This is a genomic window from Allochromatium palmeri, assembly GCF_009720725.1.
Lineage (GTDB): Bacteria > Pseudomonadota > Gammaproteobacteria > Chromatiales > Chromatiaceae > Thermochromatium > Thermochromatium palmeri.
Window position 1 is genome coordinate 35,626 of record NZ_WNKT01000025.1, and the last position, 18,562, is coordinate 54,187.

Genomic DNA, 18,562 nt, shown 5'->3' on the forward strand with positions numbered 1-18,562 from the left:
AATCAGACTCCTCCAGTCGTAGCCGTCGCGAGACGCTTGACCGGCCACTTCGGAAAATTTTCATTCCACTTGTCCACATTGAGGACATGACAGCTCGCCGCCAAAGAAAGAACCCAACGCGGTGAGACCTTGCCTACGGGTAACTCCTGCTTCAGAGCTTTCTGCATACGGCTGTTCAAGGCATTCTCAAAAGTGAGCAAACAGATGTAGTGAATGGGTTTGTCAACCCTTTGTTCGGCATGCCGGTAGAGATAGGAATCCCGAAATTTATACTTCAGATAGTCCTTGAGCCACTTGAATCCGGCTTGCCTCGATCTTTTCTCATTGCCGTTCGTCGCGCACATGACGTCATAAACCGAAGGATCGTCATAGTCCTTGACCTCCACATAGACATAGGCGTCCTCGAACTCCACAACCATATCGACGCCTTTCATCGGCGCGCCGTGAAATGTTGGCTTAGTGCGGTCTTTTTCATCGAAAATGAAGGCGTCCAGGGCATCGCTAAATCGAAACTCAAACCCATCAACCTCTAAAACCTTCATTTGCCAAGGACTCCCATCTCCTTCTCGATCTCCTGGTTGATGAGAACACCAAAGGCTTCATCGATGGGATTCGGCCTGATGTTCAAATAATCATCGGTAGAGCTGACCTTGATCTCACGGCTCTCCTGATCACGGTACAGGCTATGGAAGCGCACATGATCACCTTTGCCAGCGTCCATGAGCAGATCGAACCACTTGAGTAACACATAGTCATGGCTTGACAGAATAACTTGCTGTCCATTGCGCGATAGCTCCAGCAAAATCTGAACGAGCAACTGCATCAGCTTGGGATTCAAATTCGATTCAGGTTCATCCCAGAACAGCGGACCGCTGACACCCGGTTGAATCGCGCCGGTTTCCAGAAGACGTGAGAGTATTCCCACTTTGCGGAAACCCTCGGCGATGGCGTTCGCCGAGTATTCAGCGTTCTCTGTTTTGAACGTGACATTGCCGCCGCCATAGAAAACGAAACGTCCCCCACAGATGCCTTCGATCTCCGCCATCGCCCATTTGGATTTTTCGTGCAAGGTTTCCGTGCGGACTGCTGGAAGGTCTAGCAGTAGGCAAATATCCTGATAGGTTTGATCGAATGAAAGCTCGTATTTCTCGTACAGGCTGTTAAAGCCTTTCATGAACGAGAGGACTTCCTTGGTCGGGATGAAAACTGCCTCGGACTGATACTGCTCGTAGTGAGCGCGATCCTGGATGGCCAGCGCCTTGGAGTTATTGAAAAAGGTCGCAGCGATCATCTGCCCTTGAGCGAATCGGGCAGACAGATATCCCTGCTCTGTCGCACCCTGGCGATGCATCTTGCCGAGCTTATCGTCCAGCGGCATGAAGAGCCGAAGGAGATTCGTCGTCAGCGCGATTTCAAGCTCATCCTCGCTGGTGTCGGGCTTGTTCTTAAACAGCGGGGCGCCGGCGCAAAGCCCATAGGCCGCCTTGAGCAGATGGGTTTTTCCGGTGCCGTTCTCACCAATGATCACGTTGATCTTGGGCGAAAGATCCAACGCAAGGCTGGTGAATGCCGTGAAATTCCTCAGTTCAAGACGTTTGATCATATTTGAATCCTTCTGCCTTTACGGATTTCTTCCAGAAGCGCCTCACGCATGGATTCCAGGTAGCGATCCACATCGGTCTCGTCGGCCAGCCATGCCTTGTCGTAGGCCACCTGAATCTGTCGCGCGGGGATGTATTGGATCTTTGGCTCGGCGACCTTCTCTGCGTCTTTATCGCACTGATCATCTCGATCGTCTGGCGGGCGAGGTTTGGGCGTTGCCAGCTCGACCATCTTGGCCAGAATCTTCTGGTAGCCCTGATCCTCGAAGTACCTGAGCCGGTCATTGATGACGGCGATCAGTTGTTGCTGATCGAAATGATCGATCAGATCCTGGTAGGGTTTATCCAGATCCGCCTTCCGGACATCGGGTAATCCTTGATAGTCATCCATGCTCTGCATCCGGGACTGCATGGCCTTCAGCGTCTTGATGGCCCGAGTGCGAGTCTGCTGTACCGCCTCATCGATACGTCCCTTCAGCACATCCAACCGCGTCTTCATCTGCTGGATGCGGTCGCCTTTGAAACAATCCGGATCGCTCAAGCTGGCGCTCACGTGAGCGGATTCATCGCCCTCAACGTAGGCGAAATTGGGTTCTTGGCTTTGGATAAATTGGCGGGCGCTATCGAAGATAGCTTTCTGCGGACCGCTCATGAATTTGCGGACCGGATCGATGATTCCTTCCTTGAGATCGAGGAGCGAATCCTCCTGCCGGGCCAGTTCTGTCAGATACCAGGTGTAGGGTTTGCCCGTCAGCTCTTTCAGTGTGTCGATCACGGGCGTCAGCGCGGTCAGAAACGGATACTGCGATGACTGCGCGGCGAGCGGGGTGAGCTGATGCATCAACGCTTGCAGGGCGATCCCGGTCTCTTTGCCCAGCGCCTTGGCCTCGCTGCTCTGTGGCGGTGCGTCGAAGAAATCCTCGTAGAACGCCTTGAGCCCCTGAACCTGCGAGGCCGTGAATTCCACCTGGGGCTCAAGAACGACGTTTCCGTGGCCGTGACTGTTGCGCAAGGCGCGCTCCAGCACCTCGTCTTCGAGCAGGTTGCCGTCCGTGCGGACCTCCACCTTGCCCCGCGCGCACAGGTGCGCGAGCGTGCACAGCACGGCCGCGTAGGACCAGCCGTAGGGCTTGCGCTCGAACTTCTCCACGAGGTTCTTGAGCGTCGTTCTGACGCCGCCCCGGTTATTGCTTTGAATAAACGCTAGAACCTCTTGTTCCGGTTCGGAGAGGTTCGCCACCTCCCCGAGCGTCCCCTGGGTTGAGGTCAGAATCGTTTTGACCTGTTCTTCTTTGTACTCAACCGTTCTCAGCATCCGCAGGTTCGGATAGGCGCGCGCAATGAGTTCGTAGAAACCGCGCGTGATGCGCGTCAGCACATCCTCAGCGCCAATGTCGATGTCGCCCCCCGCCACGAGCAGCTTGGCGTTGCCAAGCAAGCGCTGGACGCGCGCTTGCAGCTCAACGTAAAGCTCCCGGTTCTGCGACGCCTTGTTCTCCAGGATGCGCTTGACCGTCTCCTGTTGGGTCACGGAGATGTTCTGCCGGATGTATTTCTCCGTGCGCTTGTACATCAGAAGGTCGCGCACCAGGCGCTCGTCAGGCGGCATTAGCACCAATAGCTCATCCCGCCCTATATTTTGCATCCGCAGGATCGATTCGTTTTCCGCGTGCTCGTGGAACGGGCTGATCACATGGATGGCAAGCTCGTATTCGCGTCCATGCAGCCGGTCATCCAGCTTGCGAGAGTAAGGATAGTCCGGGCCGTTGGCGTCGTATCGAATCTTCCGGTTCTTAATCACATGATCGAAGATGATCTTTTCGAGTTCAGCCGCAACGTCGGTGGACTCCACTTCCGTGTTTTTGATCTCCTGCTCGACATCCTTTTCTTCGTCGGTCAGAAACTCATACAGATCGCCGTTGCGCTGAATGTAGGTCTGCTGTTCCAGCAGGCTGAGCGCCTCTTCCACGTTTTGCCGCAATTGCCGAAGATCCTGGTCGAACCCGTCTAGCATCAACACGCAGACGTTGCGCCGTGTCGGCTTGAATTCCTTGACGTATTTCACCAGGAACAGCGCCTTGAGAATCCGGATCGCAAAAAGATTGTCGAGATGTTTCTCGGCCTGAATGATGGCTTTCTGGATATTGGATTTCAGGGCGGTACGAATGCCCTCGAACATCAGATCGAAGGTCGCGAGTTGTCCGATCTCGTGATGGCCGATCTGGATGGCGACTTGCTGGAACACGCCCAGCATGGAGCGCTCGCCGACGGAGCTGTGCTTCCCTTCAAAGGCGTTGTGCTGCGACAGGTTTTGAATGGCCGACTGGAACAGCGCAAACTGATAGGGAATAAAGGGGTAACTGTGGATGAAGTGGTCGCGATCCTGGAAATTTCGGTAGGTTGTTGAGCCGTCCGCGAAGTCGAACAAAGTTTTGAAATTGTTGGATTCCGCGTGGTAGATCGTCGAAAGCAGTCCAATGCCCGCATCGTCTTTCATGAGCAGCCGCTTCTGGATGACCTCCGCTACATCCGCGCTCGTCAGCTTCATGCGGTTGGCAAACCGAGCCTGAATCTTTGAAAAGTCGTTTCCCTGCTGGCGGTTGAACTCACCCACAACCGTGTTCATGTCTTCTTGTGCAGTGACGATGACCCAGGCCCGGCCACGGCACTTGGTCGCGAGACTCTCCGCAACCGTTTGCAGGTTGGTCATGAGCTTCACATTTTCAGCAACGTACTGCCCGACCTCATCGACGAAGAAATTCAGCCGGAAATCCGGCGACTGGCTTTCCAGGTAGGCAAGCACCTTCTCCGCGAAATCTTCGATTGAGACGCGGTACTCGCTCCGGTACTTGTCGAGGATCCCCACGGCCTCCGACTCGGCGTTGCCGGTGACCTGCGCATAGGCTTTAGCAATGTTCCTGGACTCCAGGAGTGCCTGCTCTCGCCCTTTCTGCCAAGGGCGTCCCGCCAGTGACGCATAGGCGGCTTTGAAGTGGTCGTAGACGCCACGACTGTCGAGATCCCGCTCGAACTGGGCGATGTGCCCCTGCTTGCCGTAGTAGCCGCATAGCTCGTCGAATACCTTGACGAACACCGCGAGCAGGGCGTCGATCTGGGTCTTGCTGATCACATCGGCTTTCTGATCGATGTTGAAGAGAATGCTCTTGGAGGGAATTGCGACGGCGCGTTTCAGATCGCCCCGCAGAATTTCGTTATCGCCGCATTTCGGCAAGAAGAGATCAAGCGTCCTGGCGCCTTCGACCTCGCGGTCCTCCAACAGCAAGGCGAGCATCTTCAGAAGGTGCGATTTCCCGGACCCGAAGAATCCCGACACCCAGACGCCATTTGCACCCGCATAATTGTTATAAGCGTCGAGAAAAGCTTCGAGACGCTTTTCCACCTCGTTCGTCAGAACATATTCCTCGATCTCAAGACGAAGGCTGGCTTCGTCATCGGCTTTGATGACCCCTTCGATCGCGCGGTCAACGGGCTTTTTGAAAATGGCCTTGAGTGTCATCAGGTGTTCCTTCATTATGCTTCGCAGTGAAATATGTTAAACGCCCGATAATATTTATCGTCGCGGAGCTTCCCGAATAGATCCAGCGATGCCCCGGTCTCCGTGGAATAGGTATAAGCGCCCGGAAAGAACATCAGTGTCGGCTTTTCTTTCGCCGTGCTTTGCAGATTATTGAGTACGTTATGCGAGCGGATATAGGGAAAGACTTCGCCAACCCCGGTGAGGAATAACACGTCAAACTCAGCGTTTGCCATTTTAGAAGCGATGGCTGGCACCAGGTGTGTCTCTGGATCCAGCACGCCCTGAAGCAACTCTTTCAGCTCGTCCTTTGACACCGTCGATTCCATGTCCAGGATTTGCTCCCAGATGTCACGATTGATTAAGAGTTCGACAGAAAGGTCGTAGAGATTGATCTCCAGCACGCCGATCCCGGCTTGTTCCAATCGATTGACAAGCTGCCTCTCAATCCGTGCCATGTCGACAGCTTCGCTCGGTTTAAAGGGGCAGATAAAGAAAGGAACTTCGTTGCCCAGGCTCTGCTTTTTTAGAAAGCGCTCCCCGGAAATCACCGCAAACAAATGCTGAAATCTCTGCTGCATGGGGCGATTTTCACCATCTCGATTCAAGGTGTCCTCCGCTGCTGTTCAGGATCATTCACTGGGAAGAGCAGGAGATCCTGCGCGTTGCCTTGTTTTAAAAGTTCGTCAACACGGGGACTGATGAGTGCCGGGGTAATTGTATAAGCCCCGGATAGCAAATCGGCGTCTTGCAGAATCTTGAACAGCACTTGGCGCAGCTTGTTTCTGGTGGAGGGCTTGATCGCTTCAAGCTCGGAGTGCCATTCGGATTTGTGATTAAAGAATGAATCAAAGTCCGCATGCTGGAGATCAGGTTGCAGACCCCTGTGCTTTTCGTGCAAAACTTCGACAGCAAAATCCGCAATGAATTGGTAGCGGCGGCAGAGGCTCACCCATAAGAGCTGCGCCTGCTCCTGGATACTGCCTTGGACGAGCAAGTCCAATTCGCCGGACGACAGCATTTTCAAGCGGGAGATGATTTCCCTGCAAAATCGCTTCGACGTATTGACTGTTCTTGCTTGCAGGATGTTGTCAGACAGCGCCTTGTCACGAACGGCAGTCCAGTCTTTGAGATCAAGGTAAAGTTGCGCGAGCTGGACGGATTCCTGTTGCAAGAGCCCGCCGGCGGTGAATGACAGTCTGTACCGGGCACTTTCCATCGCTATTTTGGTTTCTGAGTGCTGTTGGCCGAGCCGCCGGCTTTTACCCAATCGTCGACTTCGGCCTTCTTGAACCTTCAGAGGCGCCCGACCCTGTGGGCTTCGGGATTAACCCGATGCGCCAGCGGCCGTTTGGCTCGGCCTCGCGCTAATGTTCGTCCTCGCCGTAGTAGCTGCCGATATAGTTCTCGAACTTGGTGTATTTACCGAGGAAGGTCAGCCGCACGGTCCCGATCGGACCGTTACGCTGCTTGCCGATGATGATCTCGGCGATCCCCTTGTCGTTGCTTTCTTTGTTATAGACCTCATCGCGATAGATGAAGACGATGAGGTCTGCGTCCTGTTCGATGGCTCCCGAGTTGTGACTGACGATACCATCTGCTAACCAACTCGCTGGCCCAGGAACGGTTAGATCGAAGACGTCTTCCTCTCCATCGGGTTCAATAGCGACAACAGTATCCCAGAACAAGTCGCTGGTGGCGGCGGCCTTTAACTCTGGATCTTGAAGTCGCTCTCCGTAATCTGCCAATACATTTCGCGACGGAGCAAACCTAAAATGCGAAGAACCACCGTAAGCTGTTCCGCGCAATGCAGCCATCTTTCTGTGAGATATTCCATGCTCTTGCATTAATGTTCGTACTCGATCAAAAATCTCACGCGGCAGCGTATCGACATTCGTGTTTGATTTGACATCATTCAATGCCGTTTGCAATGCAATGGCCTGAGATACGCGTGGGCCAAAAGCGCCAACTTGATTCAAAAACTGCCTTTGATTATCAGCGCCTCTCACCCAAACCATATAGGTTGTTCGATAACCAGCTTGGAATACAGACTGAATCCGCGCGACGATTCCTAAACGCAGTAATACAGCCGCCACATCTTCCGCAAGACCTCGACTATTCGTGCTCAGATGTACTCCATGGCTGCCTTTCTGTCCTGGCTTACGTAGCGAAATTGTGCCATCCGTCGCCCAGAGGTGGCGCAGAAATAATGCTAGTTGGTCATTATCTAAACGGAACAGATCAGTCGGCAGACGCTTTTCGTGAGAGCGTTGTCCAAAAATCCCAATCTCACGTAGCCAGCGATTTATACCAGCTGGATGCCAGCGGTTTCCGTTACCACTAAAAACAAGTTGATGCCAAGCACCAACTCCTGCATGGCGGTTGATACGCACACCAAATCGGGTGGCACATTCAGACACGATGCGACTGTTTTCCTCCGAAGCGGTCGTATACCGCAATGGCTGGCCACTCAGATAGCTACCATCACCGATCAAGTGAGCTAGTAATATCAATTGATGTTCTGGCCACTGCATACTATTCACAGGCGTAGGCAGCCGACGTGCGATCGCCAGACGTGACCCTGGACTCAATTCGCCAACGGTTTGCCAACCATTCGCGCCCAGCAAGCGATGCTCAGCCGTTGCTCGGATCTGGCGCCCGCTCGCGAGCCGGACAACCGAGACAGGACGACGCCCAACACACCACACACAGTCAGACGTAGCCTCGATCAAGCGGCCCGATTCGTCCACGGACACTACATCAGGATAAGTGCCAACGAGATCCCGAATCGGGATACGACGTCCATCCGCCAGCACCACCAGGGTGTCACCCGTCACGCACTCTCTGAGATCCGACATCATCGGCCGCTTGTTAGGACGGTTCTCCAGACTGCGGTTGAGCTGCGAGAGTGCGATGACCGGCACGCTCAACTCCTTGGCCAGTCCCTTGAGTGCGCGTGAGATGGCTGAGATCTCGGTAGCCCGATTCTCGCCCACGCCGGGCGCCTGCATGAGCTGGAGATAGTCGAGCACGATCAGCCCCAGATCGCCATGCTCGCGTTTGAGTCGGCGGGCGCGGGCGCGCACCTCGGTCGGCGAGAGCGCCGGGGTGTCGTCGATGAAAATCGAGGTCTCGGACAATAGATTGACCGCTGAGGTCAGACGCGGCCATTCGTCGTCTTCGAGCTTGCCGGTCCGCACGCGATGCTGATCGATCCGCCCGAGCGAGGACATCATGCGCATGGCCAGCGAGTCGCCAGGCATCTCCATACTGAAGACCGCCACCGGACGCTTGGACTGGATAGCAATGTTCTCGGCGACATTCATCGCGAAGGTAGTGTTATGCACGCAGATGTCGTTGGCGACGAAGTTATGCGTCTCGGGGATGGTCAGATCATAGACCTGTCGCTCGCCAAGCGACTCGATGGAAACAATCCGGTCCCAATAGACATCGCTGGCAGCCATATCCGCTAAATCGTGATTTCCAAGCGCCTTCCGTGCGTGCCCCTGCTCAGCTTCTAGCGCCCAGAAACCAATCTCAGTGGCAAAGATCTTGATCGATTCAGCATCCGTGATATCGAGTTGCCAGACGCGCGATTCGCCTAGTGCACATTCGATAGGCCTTTGATAGCGCTTAGCGATGACACCAAAGCGCAATAATAGATGTTGCACTTGTAAACTCAAACGCCCACTGAGCGTCGAATAACCAAGCCCAGGCGTCTCCTGTGCAATCGATGGAGTAGTGGCTAAGTCAGCTGCGGTGAAAAGCCGGTTAATGAAGAGTGCTAGCTGGTTCTTGGGTAAGCGAAAAACAGCTTTGGGGATGAATACAGCATCTGCGGCGCAGTCACAGAGTCCAAACGCATCGAGCCAGAGCGCCAGTGCATTAGGCGCCTGCTGGGCGTTCTCGCGAAACTTGGATAATCCTGCAATCATAGACTCGACAGCCGCGCTGAAGTCCGCCCGAATCCGAGGATCGGAATTAGTGAACAGCGGCCTGGTTCCAGTGAGACTGCCATCGCCGATCAAATAGCCAAGTAGCTTGACCTCGCAGTCACGCATCGTCTCCTGGCCAAAGATCGGCAGACGACGCGGCACGGCGATCGACTCCCCAACCTGTAACTCAGACAGCGGGCGCCAGCCGGAAGGCGTTAAATAAGGATGCGGGGCCGTGGTCTCGATCTGGCGCCCCAATCGAGTCGTAACGCGAAACACCGGCTTATGGCCGTCATCAACGAACGCACTCGGTCGCGTCAACTGGAAGCGCCAGTCATCCCCCAGCGTCAATAGGCGCGCCCGCCCCTCGCGCACGATGTCCTCAATAGTGGCGACCCGGCCATCGTCGAGCAGGATCTCGGTGTCGGCCGCCACGCATTTGCCCATCGACGGCCGCCCTGCCACGATGATGAGATCCGAGGGCTGAAGCCCCGAGGTCATTTCGTCGAAGTCGGCAAAGCCCGTGGCCAGACCCGTGATCGGTTCTTCGCGCAGATAGAGCGTATCGATACGCTCGACGGCCTGACTCAGCAGGGTCCGGATCGGCTGGAAGCCACCACCGCCGCGTGATTCCTGTTCCGCGATGGAAAAGACCCGCCGCTCGGCCTCGTCGAGCAGTTCGGACGCCTCGCGGCCATCGGGATTGTAGGCACTATCGGCGATAGCCGTGCCGGCCGCGATCATCTGGCGCCGTACCGAAGTCTGGCGCACGATCTTGGCATAGGCCTTGATATTGGCCGCACTCGGTGTCTGACTGGCCAGCGTCCCCAGGTAGGACAGCCCGCCGATCTCGGCCAGGTGACTGGAGCGTTCCAGGGTCTCGGCCAGGGTCACGACATCGAACGGCTGATTGTCGATGGCGAGCTTGGCGATGGCGCCGAAGATCAGGCGATGCTCGTGTCGATACAGGTCACCCTCGCTGACCATATCGGCGACCCGATCCCAGGTGCTGTTGTCGAGCAGCAAGCCGCCGAGCAAGGACTGCTCAGCGTTGAGATTGTATGGCGGGACACGCAGTTCGTCGAAGCCGGAGGCCATGCCCGACCTCCTGGCGGTCTCTGAGTCGAACATGGCACCAGACCATTCAGCGTCTGAATAGACGAGACGCGCCCGAGAGCGCGTCTACATTGGTGCGCGACCTGATGGCCAGGCGCACCCGAAGCCGTTGCAGCCGGCGCGCGGCTCAGTTGCCCGGAACGACGTCGATCTTGACCTGAGCATCGACGTCGGCGTGCAGGTGAAGCATGACTTCGTACTCGCCGACAGCGCGGAACGGACCCTCGGGCAGACGCACCTCGGCCTTGGTCAGCTCCAGACCCGCCTCGCACGCCGCCTCGGCGATGTCAGCAGCACCGACCGAGCCGAACAGACGGCCTTCGTCGCCCGCCTTGCGGGCGATGGTCAGACTCACGCCATCGAACTTCGCCTTACGCGCCTCAGCGGCGGCCAGCGCTTCGGCAGCGGCGCGCTCCAGCTCGGCACGACGGGCCTCGAAGGCCTCCAGGTTCTCGGCGGTCGCCGACACGGCAAACCCACCGGGGAGCAGATAGTTACGGCCATAGCCGGAACGGACTTTGACCTTGTCCCCGAGCACGCCCAACTTGGTGACGTTTTTCAGCAGGATGACTTCCACTTGTGTATTCCTCTCGACAAATTCATCTTGGATGCCGCCGCCGGGGACTTTAAGGCTTCCCGGAGACACGTTGCGCGACACGGGTGCGGATGTCCGCCCAGAGATCGATCAGACCGAGACTGATCAGCAACAGCGCCATCTGCGGCATAAAAAAGACCAACAGCACATAGAGCGCGACCAGCCAGCCCTGATTGGCGCCCCGCAGCTCGCGTAGACGGTGGACTACGGCCAGCCCTTGCAGCAACAGGAGCAGACCCAGAACCGGCACTAGATCCAGTCCCAGCCCCTGGGCAAGCACTCCCCAGGCCAGACACAGGACGAACAGCCAGCCCACCGATGCCCCCACGCGCAGCGCCCTGAACTCCGCGCCGAATCCGCCTGGATTGTAGAGCTGGGCCTGCCAGGCACGCGCGACGAAGAGACTGACGAGATACTGCAACACCAGGGCGGCGGCAAAGGCACCGGTCATCCATTGGGCCAGGCGATCGAAGAGCACCTGACTGGTTGCGGCCTCGACCAGACCATCGCTGAGCAGTGACTCACGCAGCGGTTCGATGAGTTCGCGCCAGTAGAGCGCGGGATCACCCAGGGTCAGATGCACGACCAGTACCACCACGACGCCACCCAAAGCGGCGAGCCGCGCAGTCAGGCTCAGCGAGCGCGTGCCACGCAGAATCGCCGCCAGACCCCAGATCGGCACCCAGAGCACGAGCAGCACCCCGAGTCCGATCAGCGGACTGCCGAGCGCCAGCCAGGCGATGAGGCCGCTCGCCAGCGTCGAGGCGCCCAGCAACAAGGCACCAGGACGCACGCCCTGACGCAGCGTCACCAGGCCGACCGCCGCCGAGCTGATCACGCCGATGAAGGGGATCAGCAGCGACAGCAGACCCGCGACCGTGGTGACCAGGGTCGCCGGCGAGTAGCCACGCATGATGAAGTTCGCAAGCGGCTTCATCGCCGATGAGGCTCCGGACTGGACGCGCGCGCTGGGTCGGCGCCGATCGACGCTTAGTGACCGTCGGTGTAGGGCAGCAGCGCCAGATAACGGGCGCGCTTGATGGCCTGGGCGAGCTGGCGCTGGTACTTGGCCGAGGTTCCGGTGATGCGGCTCGGGACGATCTTGCCGGATTCGCTGACATAGGCCTTCAGCAGGTTGAGATCCTTGTAGTCGATCTCAGTGATGCCTTCGGCGGTGAAGCGGCAGTAGCGCTTGCGGCGGAAAAAGCGTGACATGGTGTTCTCCTGGAGTCAGAAGCACGCGCCTGAGCGCGGTGCTCAGTCGTCGCTGTTGTCGGTGTCGTCGTCGTTGCTGTCGGAGTCGTTGTCCGACTGCTCGGAACGCTCGCGCTCATCGCCATTCTTGGCCAGCGGCGAGGCTTCGGTCACAGCCGAATCGCGCTGGATGATGAGATTGCGCAGCACCGCGTCGTTGAAACGGAAGGCGTTGGCCAGCTCGTCGATTGCCTCCTGATTGCACTCGACGTTCATCAGCACATAGTGGGCCTTATGAATCTTGTTGATCGGATAGGCGAGCGGACGACGCCCCCAATCTTCACAGCGATGCACCACACCGCCCTGCTTCTCCAGGCCACCCTGATAGCGCTCGATCATGGCGGGCACCTGCTCGCTCTGGCTCGGATGAACCAGGAAAACCACTTCGTAATGTCGCATTGCGGCTCCTTACGGATTGGACAGCCTCCCGCACGGCGCGGTGAGGCAAGGAGACCCCGGAATTCGGGGAATCGCGCATCATACTGGAAAGCGGCCTGATGTCAAAACGATGATTTTGCGCTGTTTCGGGATGTTTTTGCGGTATCGACCGCTTGCCCCAAACGCTCGCCTGAATCAAACTGGCCGTCTAAAATTTAGCAAATCAGAATATAGGGGGACATCGATCATGAGCACCGAACAAGACTTCGACTCACTGCGTCACTCCAGCCTGAGCGCCAATCTCAGCGACGAACAGGTCCGGGCCCTGACCGGCATCGCGTATTGTCGTCGGCTCGCCGATCAGGAGATCCTGATCCAGGAGGGCAACATCGACAACAGCCTGCATATCATCACCGAGGGCGCCATCGCGGTCACGCGCGACCTGGGCAAGGGTGAGTACACGACTATTCATGTGCTCCGCACCAGTGATCTGGCTGGCGAGATGGGCTTCATCAGCGGCCAGCCGCACACGGCGACCCTGCGCTCACTCGGACGCACTCAGGTCTGTAGCTTCGAGCGCGAGGCCTTCGAGTCGCTGCTGGCCGAGCATCCCTGGCTGGTCTATCGGGTGATGCAGAACATCGTCAAGGTCAGCCAGGACATCCTGCGCCGGATGAACGCTCAGCACGTCGAACTGACCAAATATGTGAGCAGTTCGCACGCGCTCTATTGAACGTTTGAGTGCCATTGAGCGTCTGAACGCCTCGACGTGGACGCAGGTTCGACGGATTCCGCATCACGAGCCGGCGCGAACGCGGCTATAATCGCGACCAGCCCCGCCTGAACCCTGTCACTCTCGTCATCCGAACCCCAACCTGTCCAATATAAATGGAGAAAGAACGCATGAGTCTGCTACAGAACCTGCCTAAGAATGTCGGCGAGATGGACCGTACCATTCGTTTGGCCGCCGCTGGCGTACTGATCCTTGCCGGTCTCATGGTCGGCAGCGTGAACTTGCAAATCATTCTGAGCATCCTGGGCCTGATCGTGTTGGCCACCGGCGCTATCAGATTCTGCCCGGCCTACACGCTGCTCAAGATCGACACCAACAAGAAGGACTGATCAGGAGCGTTGCCGCTGGCCAGGCGCCGGCGGCCAATCCGCCACGGATGGCGATCAACAGACCTCCCAGCTTATCCGCCCGCCAGTAGCGCCTCGTAGCGCGCCTTGAACGCTTCCTGACGCAAGCGTCCCGCCTCCTGCTCGGTCGGCGCCAGCGGCGCATCCATCCAGGCACCCGTGTCATGGTCGAAGACCGAGAAGCGGTAGCCGCGTCCGACCCTGAAGACCTGGGTCACGTCGCGCCCGGCCTGTTCCATCGCCGCCAGTTTGCTCAGACCCGCGCCCGCCGGTTTGGACGTCGCAGGTGACGCGGCCGTCGCCGTGTTCTGAGTCATCTCGAAGCCGGTATTCTGGATCTCGCCCTGGATGTCCGGCTCGACCGACTCCAGCCCCGGCAGGCGATCCAGAAGATAGCCGGCCATGAGCGTCCCGAGCTTGAGATTGCCGGTCTCGATCGCTGTCAGCAGCCGATCAGCGACGATCTGAGCGCGCTGGATCCGGTCAGGCGCCTCGACCCAGTCGCGACTCATCTGCCAGCCGCCGTCCATGTCACGGTCGATCTGATCGAAGTAGTCGCGCGCCTCGGCCAGAAGCGCGTCCGGCACGTTGATCTCGTGGGGTTGGTCGTCGATGATGATCTTCAGAATCATTGGTTTCCTCCTCAGTTAGAGTTTGATCGCAAGGTTGGATGAGGGACCGTCGAGACGGCGCAAAATATGCTCTGGCCGCTCCCCGATACGGCGCCCGCGTGCACCATGCTAGACTTAAACACTCTTGACTCGATCCATTTTCTCCAATCCCCGACCATCGGCACGGATATGACTAGGCAGAAGACCTACCTCGTGATCTCGGCACTGGGTGAAGACCATCCAGGCATCGTCAACCAGCTCTCCAAGGCTATCCTGGAGCAGGGCTGCAACATCGAGGACAGCCGCATGACGGTCCTCGGCGGGGAGTTCGCCGCCATGCTCCTGGTCGAGGGCAAGTGGAACACGCTCGCCAAGATCGAGAACGCCCTGCCTGAGCTGGAGCGCCAGCTCAGCATGACCATCATCAGCAAGCGCACCGGCGAGCGTGCCACCGGGCGCAATCTGCTGCCCTATGCCATCGACGTGGTCTCGCTGGACCACCCCGGCATCGTCAACAACCTGGCCGGATTCTTCGCTGAGCGCGACATCAACATCGAGGATCTGTCGACCAGCACTTATGCCGCTGCCCACACCGGCACGCCCATGTTCGCGGTGCACATGACGGTCGGCATCCCGGCCGATATCCATATCGCGGCGTTGCGCGAGGATTTCATGGACTATTGCGACGCGCTCAACCTCGACGCCGTGCTCGAACCGCTCAAGGGCTGAGCCGCGCGGCGCCCGAGCGCCCTCCCCACTCCGATTCAGGCCAGAGGTGGAACACCATGATCAAACGCGAAAACGACAAGCCCTGTCTGTTCGTGCTCGACACCAACGTCCTGATGCACGATCCGACCTCGCTGTTCCGCTTCCAGGAGCATGACGTCTTCATTCCGATGGTGGTGCTGGAGGAACTCGATCGCGCCAAAAAAGGCCTGTCGGAAGTCGCGCGCAATGTGCGTCAGGTCAGCCGCTTCCTCGATCAGCTCATGTGTGATGCCGACAAGGCCGAGATCGACGCCGGTCTGCCGCTCGGCCCGGACTCCACGGGCAGCGGCGCGATCACGCTGCCGGCCAGCGGTCGACTGTTCTTCCAGACCGAGCCGCTCGATATCCATCTGCCCGACTCACTACCCGGCGCCTCGCCCGACAACACCATCCTCGGTACCGCCCAGGCGCTGCGCGAGAAGCGGCCCGAGCGTCAGGTCATCATCGTCTCCAAAGATATCAACCTGCGCATCAAGGCCGCCGTGCTCGGCATCCAGGCCGAGGACTATTCCAACGACCAGGTGCTCGACGACGCCAATCTGCTCTATACCGGGCTGGAGGTGCTGGCCGATGACTTCTGGGAGCGGCACGAAAAATCGGTCGAGGCCTGGAAGGAACAGGGGCGGACGTTCTACCGTATCACGGGTCCGGACATCGCCGACTGGTATCCGGCGCAGTGTGTGGCCTTCGGTGCCGACGGCGAGTTCGAGGCCATGGTGCGCGACAAGCCGAGTCTCAACGAAGCCATCGTCGAACTGGTCGACGACTACCGCCTGCCGCGTCACAACGTCTGGGGTATCAACGCGCGCAACCGCGAGCAGAATTTTGCGCTCAACATGCTGATGAATCCTGAGCTGGATTTCGTCACCCTGCTCGGCACCGCCGGCACCGGCAAGACCTTGCTGGCGCTGGCCGCCGGACTGGTGCAGGTGCTGGAGCGCAATCTTTATCGCGAGATCATCATGACCCGGGTCACGGTTCCGGTCGGCGAGGACATCGGTTTCCTGCCCGGCACCGAAGAAGAGAAGATGACGCCCTGGATGGGCGCGCTCATGGACAACCTGGAGGTGCTGACCCGACCCGAGGGCGGCGACTGGGGACGCGCGGCAACCAATGATCTGGTGCGTAACCGCATCCGCGTCTCTTCGCTCAACTTTATGCGCGGGCGTACCTTTCTCAACAAATACATCATCCTCGACGAGGCCCAGAACCTCACCGCCAAGCAGATGAAGACCCTGGTGACCCGCGCCGGTCCGGGCACCAAGTTCGTCTGTCTCGGCAACATCGGCCAGATCGACACGCCCTATCTGACCGAGACCACTTCGGGCCTGACCTATGTAGTCGATCGCTTCAAACAGTGGCCACACAGCGGGCACATCACGCTCATGCGCGGCGAACGTTCGCGTCTGGCCGATTTCGCCTCGCAGGAACTGTGAGCGAGCTAATTCGCGACCAGGATCGGGTCGCCGATCCTGAGGCGCTCGAACAGAAAGCGCGCGTCTTTCTCACCGACCCGGACGCAGCCGTGTGAATCCGGGTAGCCGGGGAGCCAGCCTTCGTGCAGGAAATAGTGACCGTGGAATTGGATCGAGTACGGCATCCAGGCCTGCATCCCGAGTTGATTGGTGTAACGCGAGGAGACCTTGTCCGCGTTCTTGCTGAGCACCTTGAAACGGCCGGCGGGCGTCGAATGACCCGCTTTACCCGATGAGATGGGACCGGCGTGGACCACGGCATCATCTTCCTTGTATTCGAAGGCCTGATCGCTGAGCGAGATCGTCAGTGAGCGGCGCTTGGTGGTCTCTGTGGCGTTGGCGTCCTGGGTCGTCGACTCATCGGTCATGGATTCGACCGACGCCGGCATCGATTCAGCGACGACAGCTTCGGCCTGGGTTGGTCCGGCTTCAGAGGACGTGGCTTCACTCGGGGCGCTCGTCGTCGTGGGCAACGCCATGAACCCCAGGCCCATGTCGGCTGACAGACCGGCGGCATCATCACCGATCCGCCAGTCGGTCTCGCGCGGTTCCGGTTCCGAGAGCGTTTCGTTGGGTGTATAGGCACAGCCGACGAGCGACAGCGCGGCGAGTAATGACAGAAGGCGCATGGACTGTGGACTCATCTCTCACGTGTCTCATTCTGGACGCGGTTTAATCACATGGAACCTACAGTTTAGCCGCGCGCATCACCTTTGGTCGCACTCAGTGGTGAAGCGCTGGACGATTCGATTCCCGAGGATCGCTACGATTTTCATGAGCAACACTCCTTCTTCCACGACATCCCCCTGGCTCACTATCGTCGGACTCGGTGAGGACGGACTCGCTGGGCTTAGCGAAACGGCGCGTCAGGCCATCGACGAGGCGCGCCTGCTCTTCGGCGGTGCGCGGCATCTGGCGCTCGTCCCGGAGCGTCCCGACCAGGAGCGTCAGCCCTGGCCGAGTCCGTTCGAGCTGGCCTATGAACAACTTCTGGCCCGGCGCGGTCAGCCAGTATGCGTACTCGCCAGCGGCAATCCCATGCTGTTCGGCATCGGCGCGACGCTGGCGCAGCGCCTGGCGCCTGAGGAACTGCACATCCTGCCTGCGCCCTCGTCGGTCTCACTGGCGGCGGCGCGGCTGGGCTGGGCCTTGCAGGACGTCACGGTGATTCCGGCGCATGGCCGGCCGCTGGCGCGCGTCAATCTACATCTCGCACCCAGCGCGCGGCTACTGGTGCTCTCTGCGGATGGCTCGACACCGCACCAACTGGCGGCGCAACTGGTCGCACGCGGCTATGGCCCAAGCCGGCTGACGGTGCTGGAGCGGCTCGGCGGTGCGTTCGAGCGCCGGTTGGAAAACACGGCGGCAGAGTGGCATCAGCACGACGAAGCCGAGGCGTGCGCCACCCTCAATCTGATCGCGGTCGAGTGCCGGGCCGATCCGGACGCCCTGCCCCTGTCGCGTCGCGTCGGACTTCCAGATGCGGCCTATGAGCACGATGGCCAACTGACCAAGCGCGATATCCGCGCCGCGACCCTGGCGCGTCTGGCGCCGCTGCCGGGCGAGCTGTTGTGGGACGTGGGTGCTGGCTGTGGTTCGATCGGGATCGAATGGATGCGCACCGACGAGCGCAGCCGTGCCATCGCCATCGAGTCCGACGCGGGACGCCGCACGCTCATCGAACGCAATCGCGATGCGCTCGGCGTGCCCGATCTGCGGCTGGTGGCCGGGCGCGCGCCCGAAGCCCTGGATGATCTGGAGCCACCCGACGCCATCTTCATCGGCGGTGGACTCACGGTGGAGGGCGTCGCTGAGCGTTGCTGGTCGGCGCTCAAACCCGGCGGACGGCTGGTGGCCAACGCGGTCACCATTCAGAGCGAAGCCTTTCTCGTCGCGCTGAGCGAGCGCATCGGCGGTGAGCTGACGCGGATCTCGGTCGCGCACGCCGCCCCGCTCGGGCGCTTCGACGGCTGGCGCACGGCCATGCCGGTCACGCTCCTGACCGCTGTCAAACCGCGCTGAAGCGGCCGCGATGATGAGACGCCCCTCCAGTTTGCAGGGTCTGATCTACCGGAATTAAGTACATCTATTAAATAATTTTAACAAAATACCTGTTTGAGTATATAATAAATATCTCTGCCATAAGCAAGAAGC

The 18,562-nt window shown here is 58.8% G+C and carries 17 protein-coding genes; 5 read left to right on the plus strand and 12 right to left on the minus strand.

The genetic code is table 11. From position 1 onward, the window contains the following. Positions 1-2: 2 nt before the first annotated feature. The 10 genes from GJ668_RS12055 to rpsF form a co-directional block, all read right to left on the minus strand. A complete protein-coding gene (locus GJ668_RS12055) occupies positions 3-542 on the minus strand; it encodes a hypothetical protein (RefSeq protein WP_155450401.1) in 540 nt (179 codons plus the stop codon). Then, entirely contained in the window at positions 539-1,603 is a 1,065-nt protein-coding gene (locus GJ668_RS12060) for an AAA family ATPase (RefSeq protein WP_155450402.1), read from the minus strand. The genes GJ668_RS12055 and GJ668_RS12060 overlap by 4 nt, the downstream gene beginning before the upstream one ends. Further along, a complete protein-coding gene (gene brxC, locus GJ668_RS12065; RefSeq protein WP_186343071.1) occupies positions 1,600-5,118 on the minus strand; it encodes a BREX system P-loop protein BrxC in 3,519 nt (1,172 codons plus the stop codon). The genes GJ668_RS12060 and brxC overlap by 4 nt, the downstream gene beginning before the upstream one ends. Positions 5,119-5,132: 14 nt before the next feature. After that, complete coding sequence (locus GJ668_RS12070) at positions 5,133-5,744, minus strand: DUF1788 domain-containing protein (protein WP_246194828.1); 612 nt, start codon at positions 5,742-5,744, stop codon at positions 5,133-5,135. Beyond that, positions 5,741-6,355, minus strand: a complete 615-nt coding sequence (locus GJ668_RS12075) for a DUF1819 family protein (protein ID WP_155450414.1) — start codon at positions 6,353-6,355, stop codon at positions 5,741-5,743. Before GJ668_RS12075 ends, GJ668_RS12070 begins: the two co-directional genes overlap by 4 nt. A gap of 148 nt (positions 6,356-6,503) precedes the next feature. Continuing rightward, positions 6,504-10,169 (minus strand): replicative DNA helicase, encoded by a 3,666-nt coding sequence (gene dnaB / locus GJ668_RS12080; protein ID WP_222930783.1) that lies wholly within the window; start codon positions 10,167-10,169, stop codon positions 6,504-6,506. A gap of 145 nt (positions 10,170-10,314) precedes the next feature. Beyond that, positions 10,315-10,764 (minus strand): 50S ribosomal protein L9, encoded by a 450-nt coding sequence (rplI, locus tag GJ668_RS12085; RefSeq protein WP_186343072.1) that lies wholly within the window; start codon positions 10,762-10,764, stop codon positions 10,315-10,317. Between the two features lie 49 nt (positions 10,765-10,813). Further along, positions 10,814-11,719 carry a hypothetical protein gene (locus GJ668_RS12090; RefSeq protein ID WP_155450404.1) on the minus strand — a complete coding sequence of 302 codons (906 nt, stop codon included), beginning with the start codon at positions 11,717-11,719 and terminating at the stop codon, positions 10,814-10,816. A gap of 53 nt (positions 11,720-11,772) precedes the next feature. Continuing rightward, positions 11,773-11,997 (minus strand): 30S ribosomal protein S18, encoded by a 225-nt coding sequence (rpsR, locus tag GJ668_RS12095; RefSeq protein ID WP_007042066.1) that lies wholly within the window; start codon positions 11,995-11,997, stop codon positions 11,773-11,775. Positions 11,998-12,039: 42 nt separating this feature from the next. Continuing rightward, positions 12,040-12,435, minus strand: a complete 396-nt coding sequence (gene rpsF / locus GJ668_RS12100) for a 30S ribosomal protein S6 (protein WP_155450405.1) — start codon at positions 12,433-12,435, stop codon at positions 12,040-12,042. A gap of 226 nt (positions 12,436-12,661) precedes the next feature. Here rpsF and GJ668_RS12105 point away from each other — a divergent pair, with 226 nt between their 5' ends. Both GJ668_RS12105 and GJ668_RS12110 read left to right on the plus strand, forming a co-directional pair. Next, positions 12,662-13,147 (plus strand): cyclic nucleotide-binding domain-containing protein, encoded by a 486-nt coding sequence (locus GJ668_RS12105; RefSeq protein WP_155450406.1) that lies wholly within the window; start codon positions 12,662-12,664, stop codon positions 13,145-13,147. Between the two features lie 170 nt (positions 13,148-13,317). Then, positions 13,318-13,536 carry a YgaP family membrane protein gene (locus GJ668_RS12110; protein WP_155450407.1) on the plus strand — a complete coding sequence of 73 codons (219 nt, stop codon included), beginning with the start codon at positions 13,318-13,320 and terminating at the stop codon, positions 13,534-13,536. Between the two features lie 71 nt (positions 13,537-13,607). On the opposite strand, the gene GJ668_RS12115 is transcribed toward GJ668_RS12110, so the two are convergent. Next, positions 13,608-14,186, minus strand: a complete 579-nt coding sequence (locus GJ668_RS12115; RefSeq protein WP_155450408.1) for a hypothetical protein — start codon at positions 14,184-14,186, stop codon at positions 13,608-13,610. 168 nt (positions 14,187-14,354) lie between these two features. Here GJ668_RS12115 and GJ668_RS12120 point away from each other — a divergent pair, with 168 nt between their 5' ends. Next, on the plus strand, positions 14,355-14,894 hold the full coding sequence (locus GJ668_RS12120; RefSeq protein ID WP_155450416.1) for a glycine cleavage system transcriptional repressor: 540 nt from the start codon (positions 14,355-14,357) through the stop codon (positions 14,892-14,894). Positions 14,895-14,950: 56 nt separating this feature from the next. Then, positions 14,951-16,369 carry a PhoH family protein gene (locus GJ668_RS12125; protein WP_155450409.1) on the plus strand — a complete coding sequence of 473 codons (1,419 nt, stop codon included), beginning with the start codon at positions 14,951-14,953 and terminating at the stop codon, positions 16,367-16,369. Between the two features lie 5 nt (positions 16,370-16,374). On the opposite strand, the gene GJ668_RS12130 is transcribed toward GJ668_RS12125, so the two are convergent. After that, a complete protein-coding gene (locus GJ668_RS12130; protein WP_155450410.1) occupies positions 16,375-17,037 on the minus strand; it encodes a L,D-transpeptidase in 663 nt (220 codons plus the stop codon). A gap of 145 nt (positions 17,038-17,182) precedes the next feature. Here GJ668_RS12130 and cbiE point away from each other — a divergent pair, with 145 nt between their 5' ends. Continuing rightward, positions 17,183-18,430, plus strand: coding sequence for a precorrin-6y C5,15-methyltransferase (decarboxylating) subunit CbiE (cbiE, locus tag GJ668_RS12135; RefSeq protein WP_155450411.1), 1,248 nt, complete (start codon positions 17,183-17,185; stop codon positions 18,428-18,430). The last annotated feature ends 132 nt before the right edge of the window (positions 18,431-18,562 follow it).

What these genes read in the sequence shown, in the direction of transcription:
- GJ668_RS12120 (WP_155450416.1), top strand. Translation starts at nt 14,355, where the DNA reads ATGACTAGGCAGAAGACCTACCTCGTGATCTCGGCACTGGGTGAAGAC.
- dnaB (WP_222930783.1), bottom strand. Translation starts at nt 10,169, where the DNA reads ATGGCCTCCGGCTTCGACGAACTGCGTGTCCCGCCATACAATCTCAAC.
- GJ668_RS12110 (WP_155450407.1), top strand. Translation starts at nt 13,318, where the DNA reads ATGAGTCTGCTACAGAACCTGCCTAAGAATGTCGGCGAGATGGACCGT.
- cbiE (WP_155450411.1), top strand. Translation starts at nt 17,183, where the DNA reads ATGAGCAACACTCCTTCTTCCACGACATCCCCCTGGCTCACTATCGTC.
- brxC (WP_186343071.1), bottom strand. Translation starts at nt 5,118, where the DNA reads ATGACACTCAAGGCCATTTTCAAAAAGCCCGTTGACCGCGCGATCGAA.
- GJ668_RS12090 (WP_155450404.1), bottom strand. Translation starts at nt 11,719, where the DNA reads ATGAAGCCGCTTGCGAACTTCATCATGCGTGGCTACTCGCCGGCGACC.
- GJ668_RS12105 (WP_155450406.1), top strand. Translation starts at nt 12,662, where the DNA reads ATGAGCACCGAACAAGACTTCGACTCACTGCGTCACTCCAGCCTGAGC.
- GJ668_RS12075 (WP_155450414.1), bottom strand. Translation starts at nt 6,355, where the DNA reads ATGGAAAGTGCCCGGTACAGACTGTCATTCACCGCCGGCGGGCTCTTG.
- GJ668_RS12055 (WP_155450401.1), bottom strand. Translation starts at nt 542, where the DNA reads ATGAAGGTTTTAGAGGTTGATGGGTTTGAGTTTCGATTTAGCGATGCC.
- GJ668_RS12060 (WP_155450402.1), bottom strand. Translation starts at nt 1,603, where the DNA reads ATGATCAAACGTCTTGAACTGAGGAATTTCACGGCATTCACCAGCCTT.
- rpsF (WP_155450405.1), bottom strand. Translation starts at nt 12,435, where the DNA reads ATGCGACATTACGAAGTGGTTTTCCTGGTTCATCCGAGCCAGAGCGAG.
- GJ668_RS12115 (WP_155450408.1), bottom strand. Translation starts at nt 14,186, where the DNA reads ATGATTCTGAAGATCATCATCGACGACCAACCCCACGAGATCAACGTG.
- rpsR (WP_007042066.1), bottom strand. Translation starts at nt 11,997, where the DNA reads ATGTCACGCTTTTTCCGCCGCAAGCGCTACTGCCGCTTCACCGCCGAA.
- GJ668_RS12125 (WP_155450409.1), top strand. Translation starts at nt 14,951, where the DNA reads ATGATCAAACGCGAAAACGACAAGCCCTGTCTGTTCGTGCTCGACACC.
- GJ668_RS12130 (WP_155450410.1), bottom strand. Translation starts at nt 17,037, where the DNA reads ATGCGCCTTCTGTCATTACTCGCCGCGCTGTCGCTCGTCGGCTGTGCC.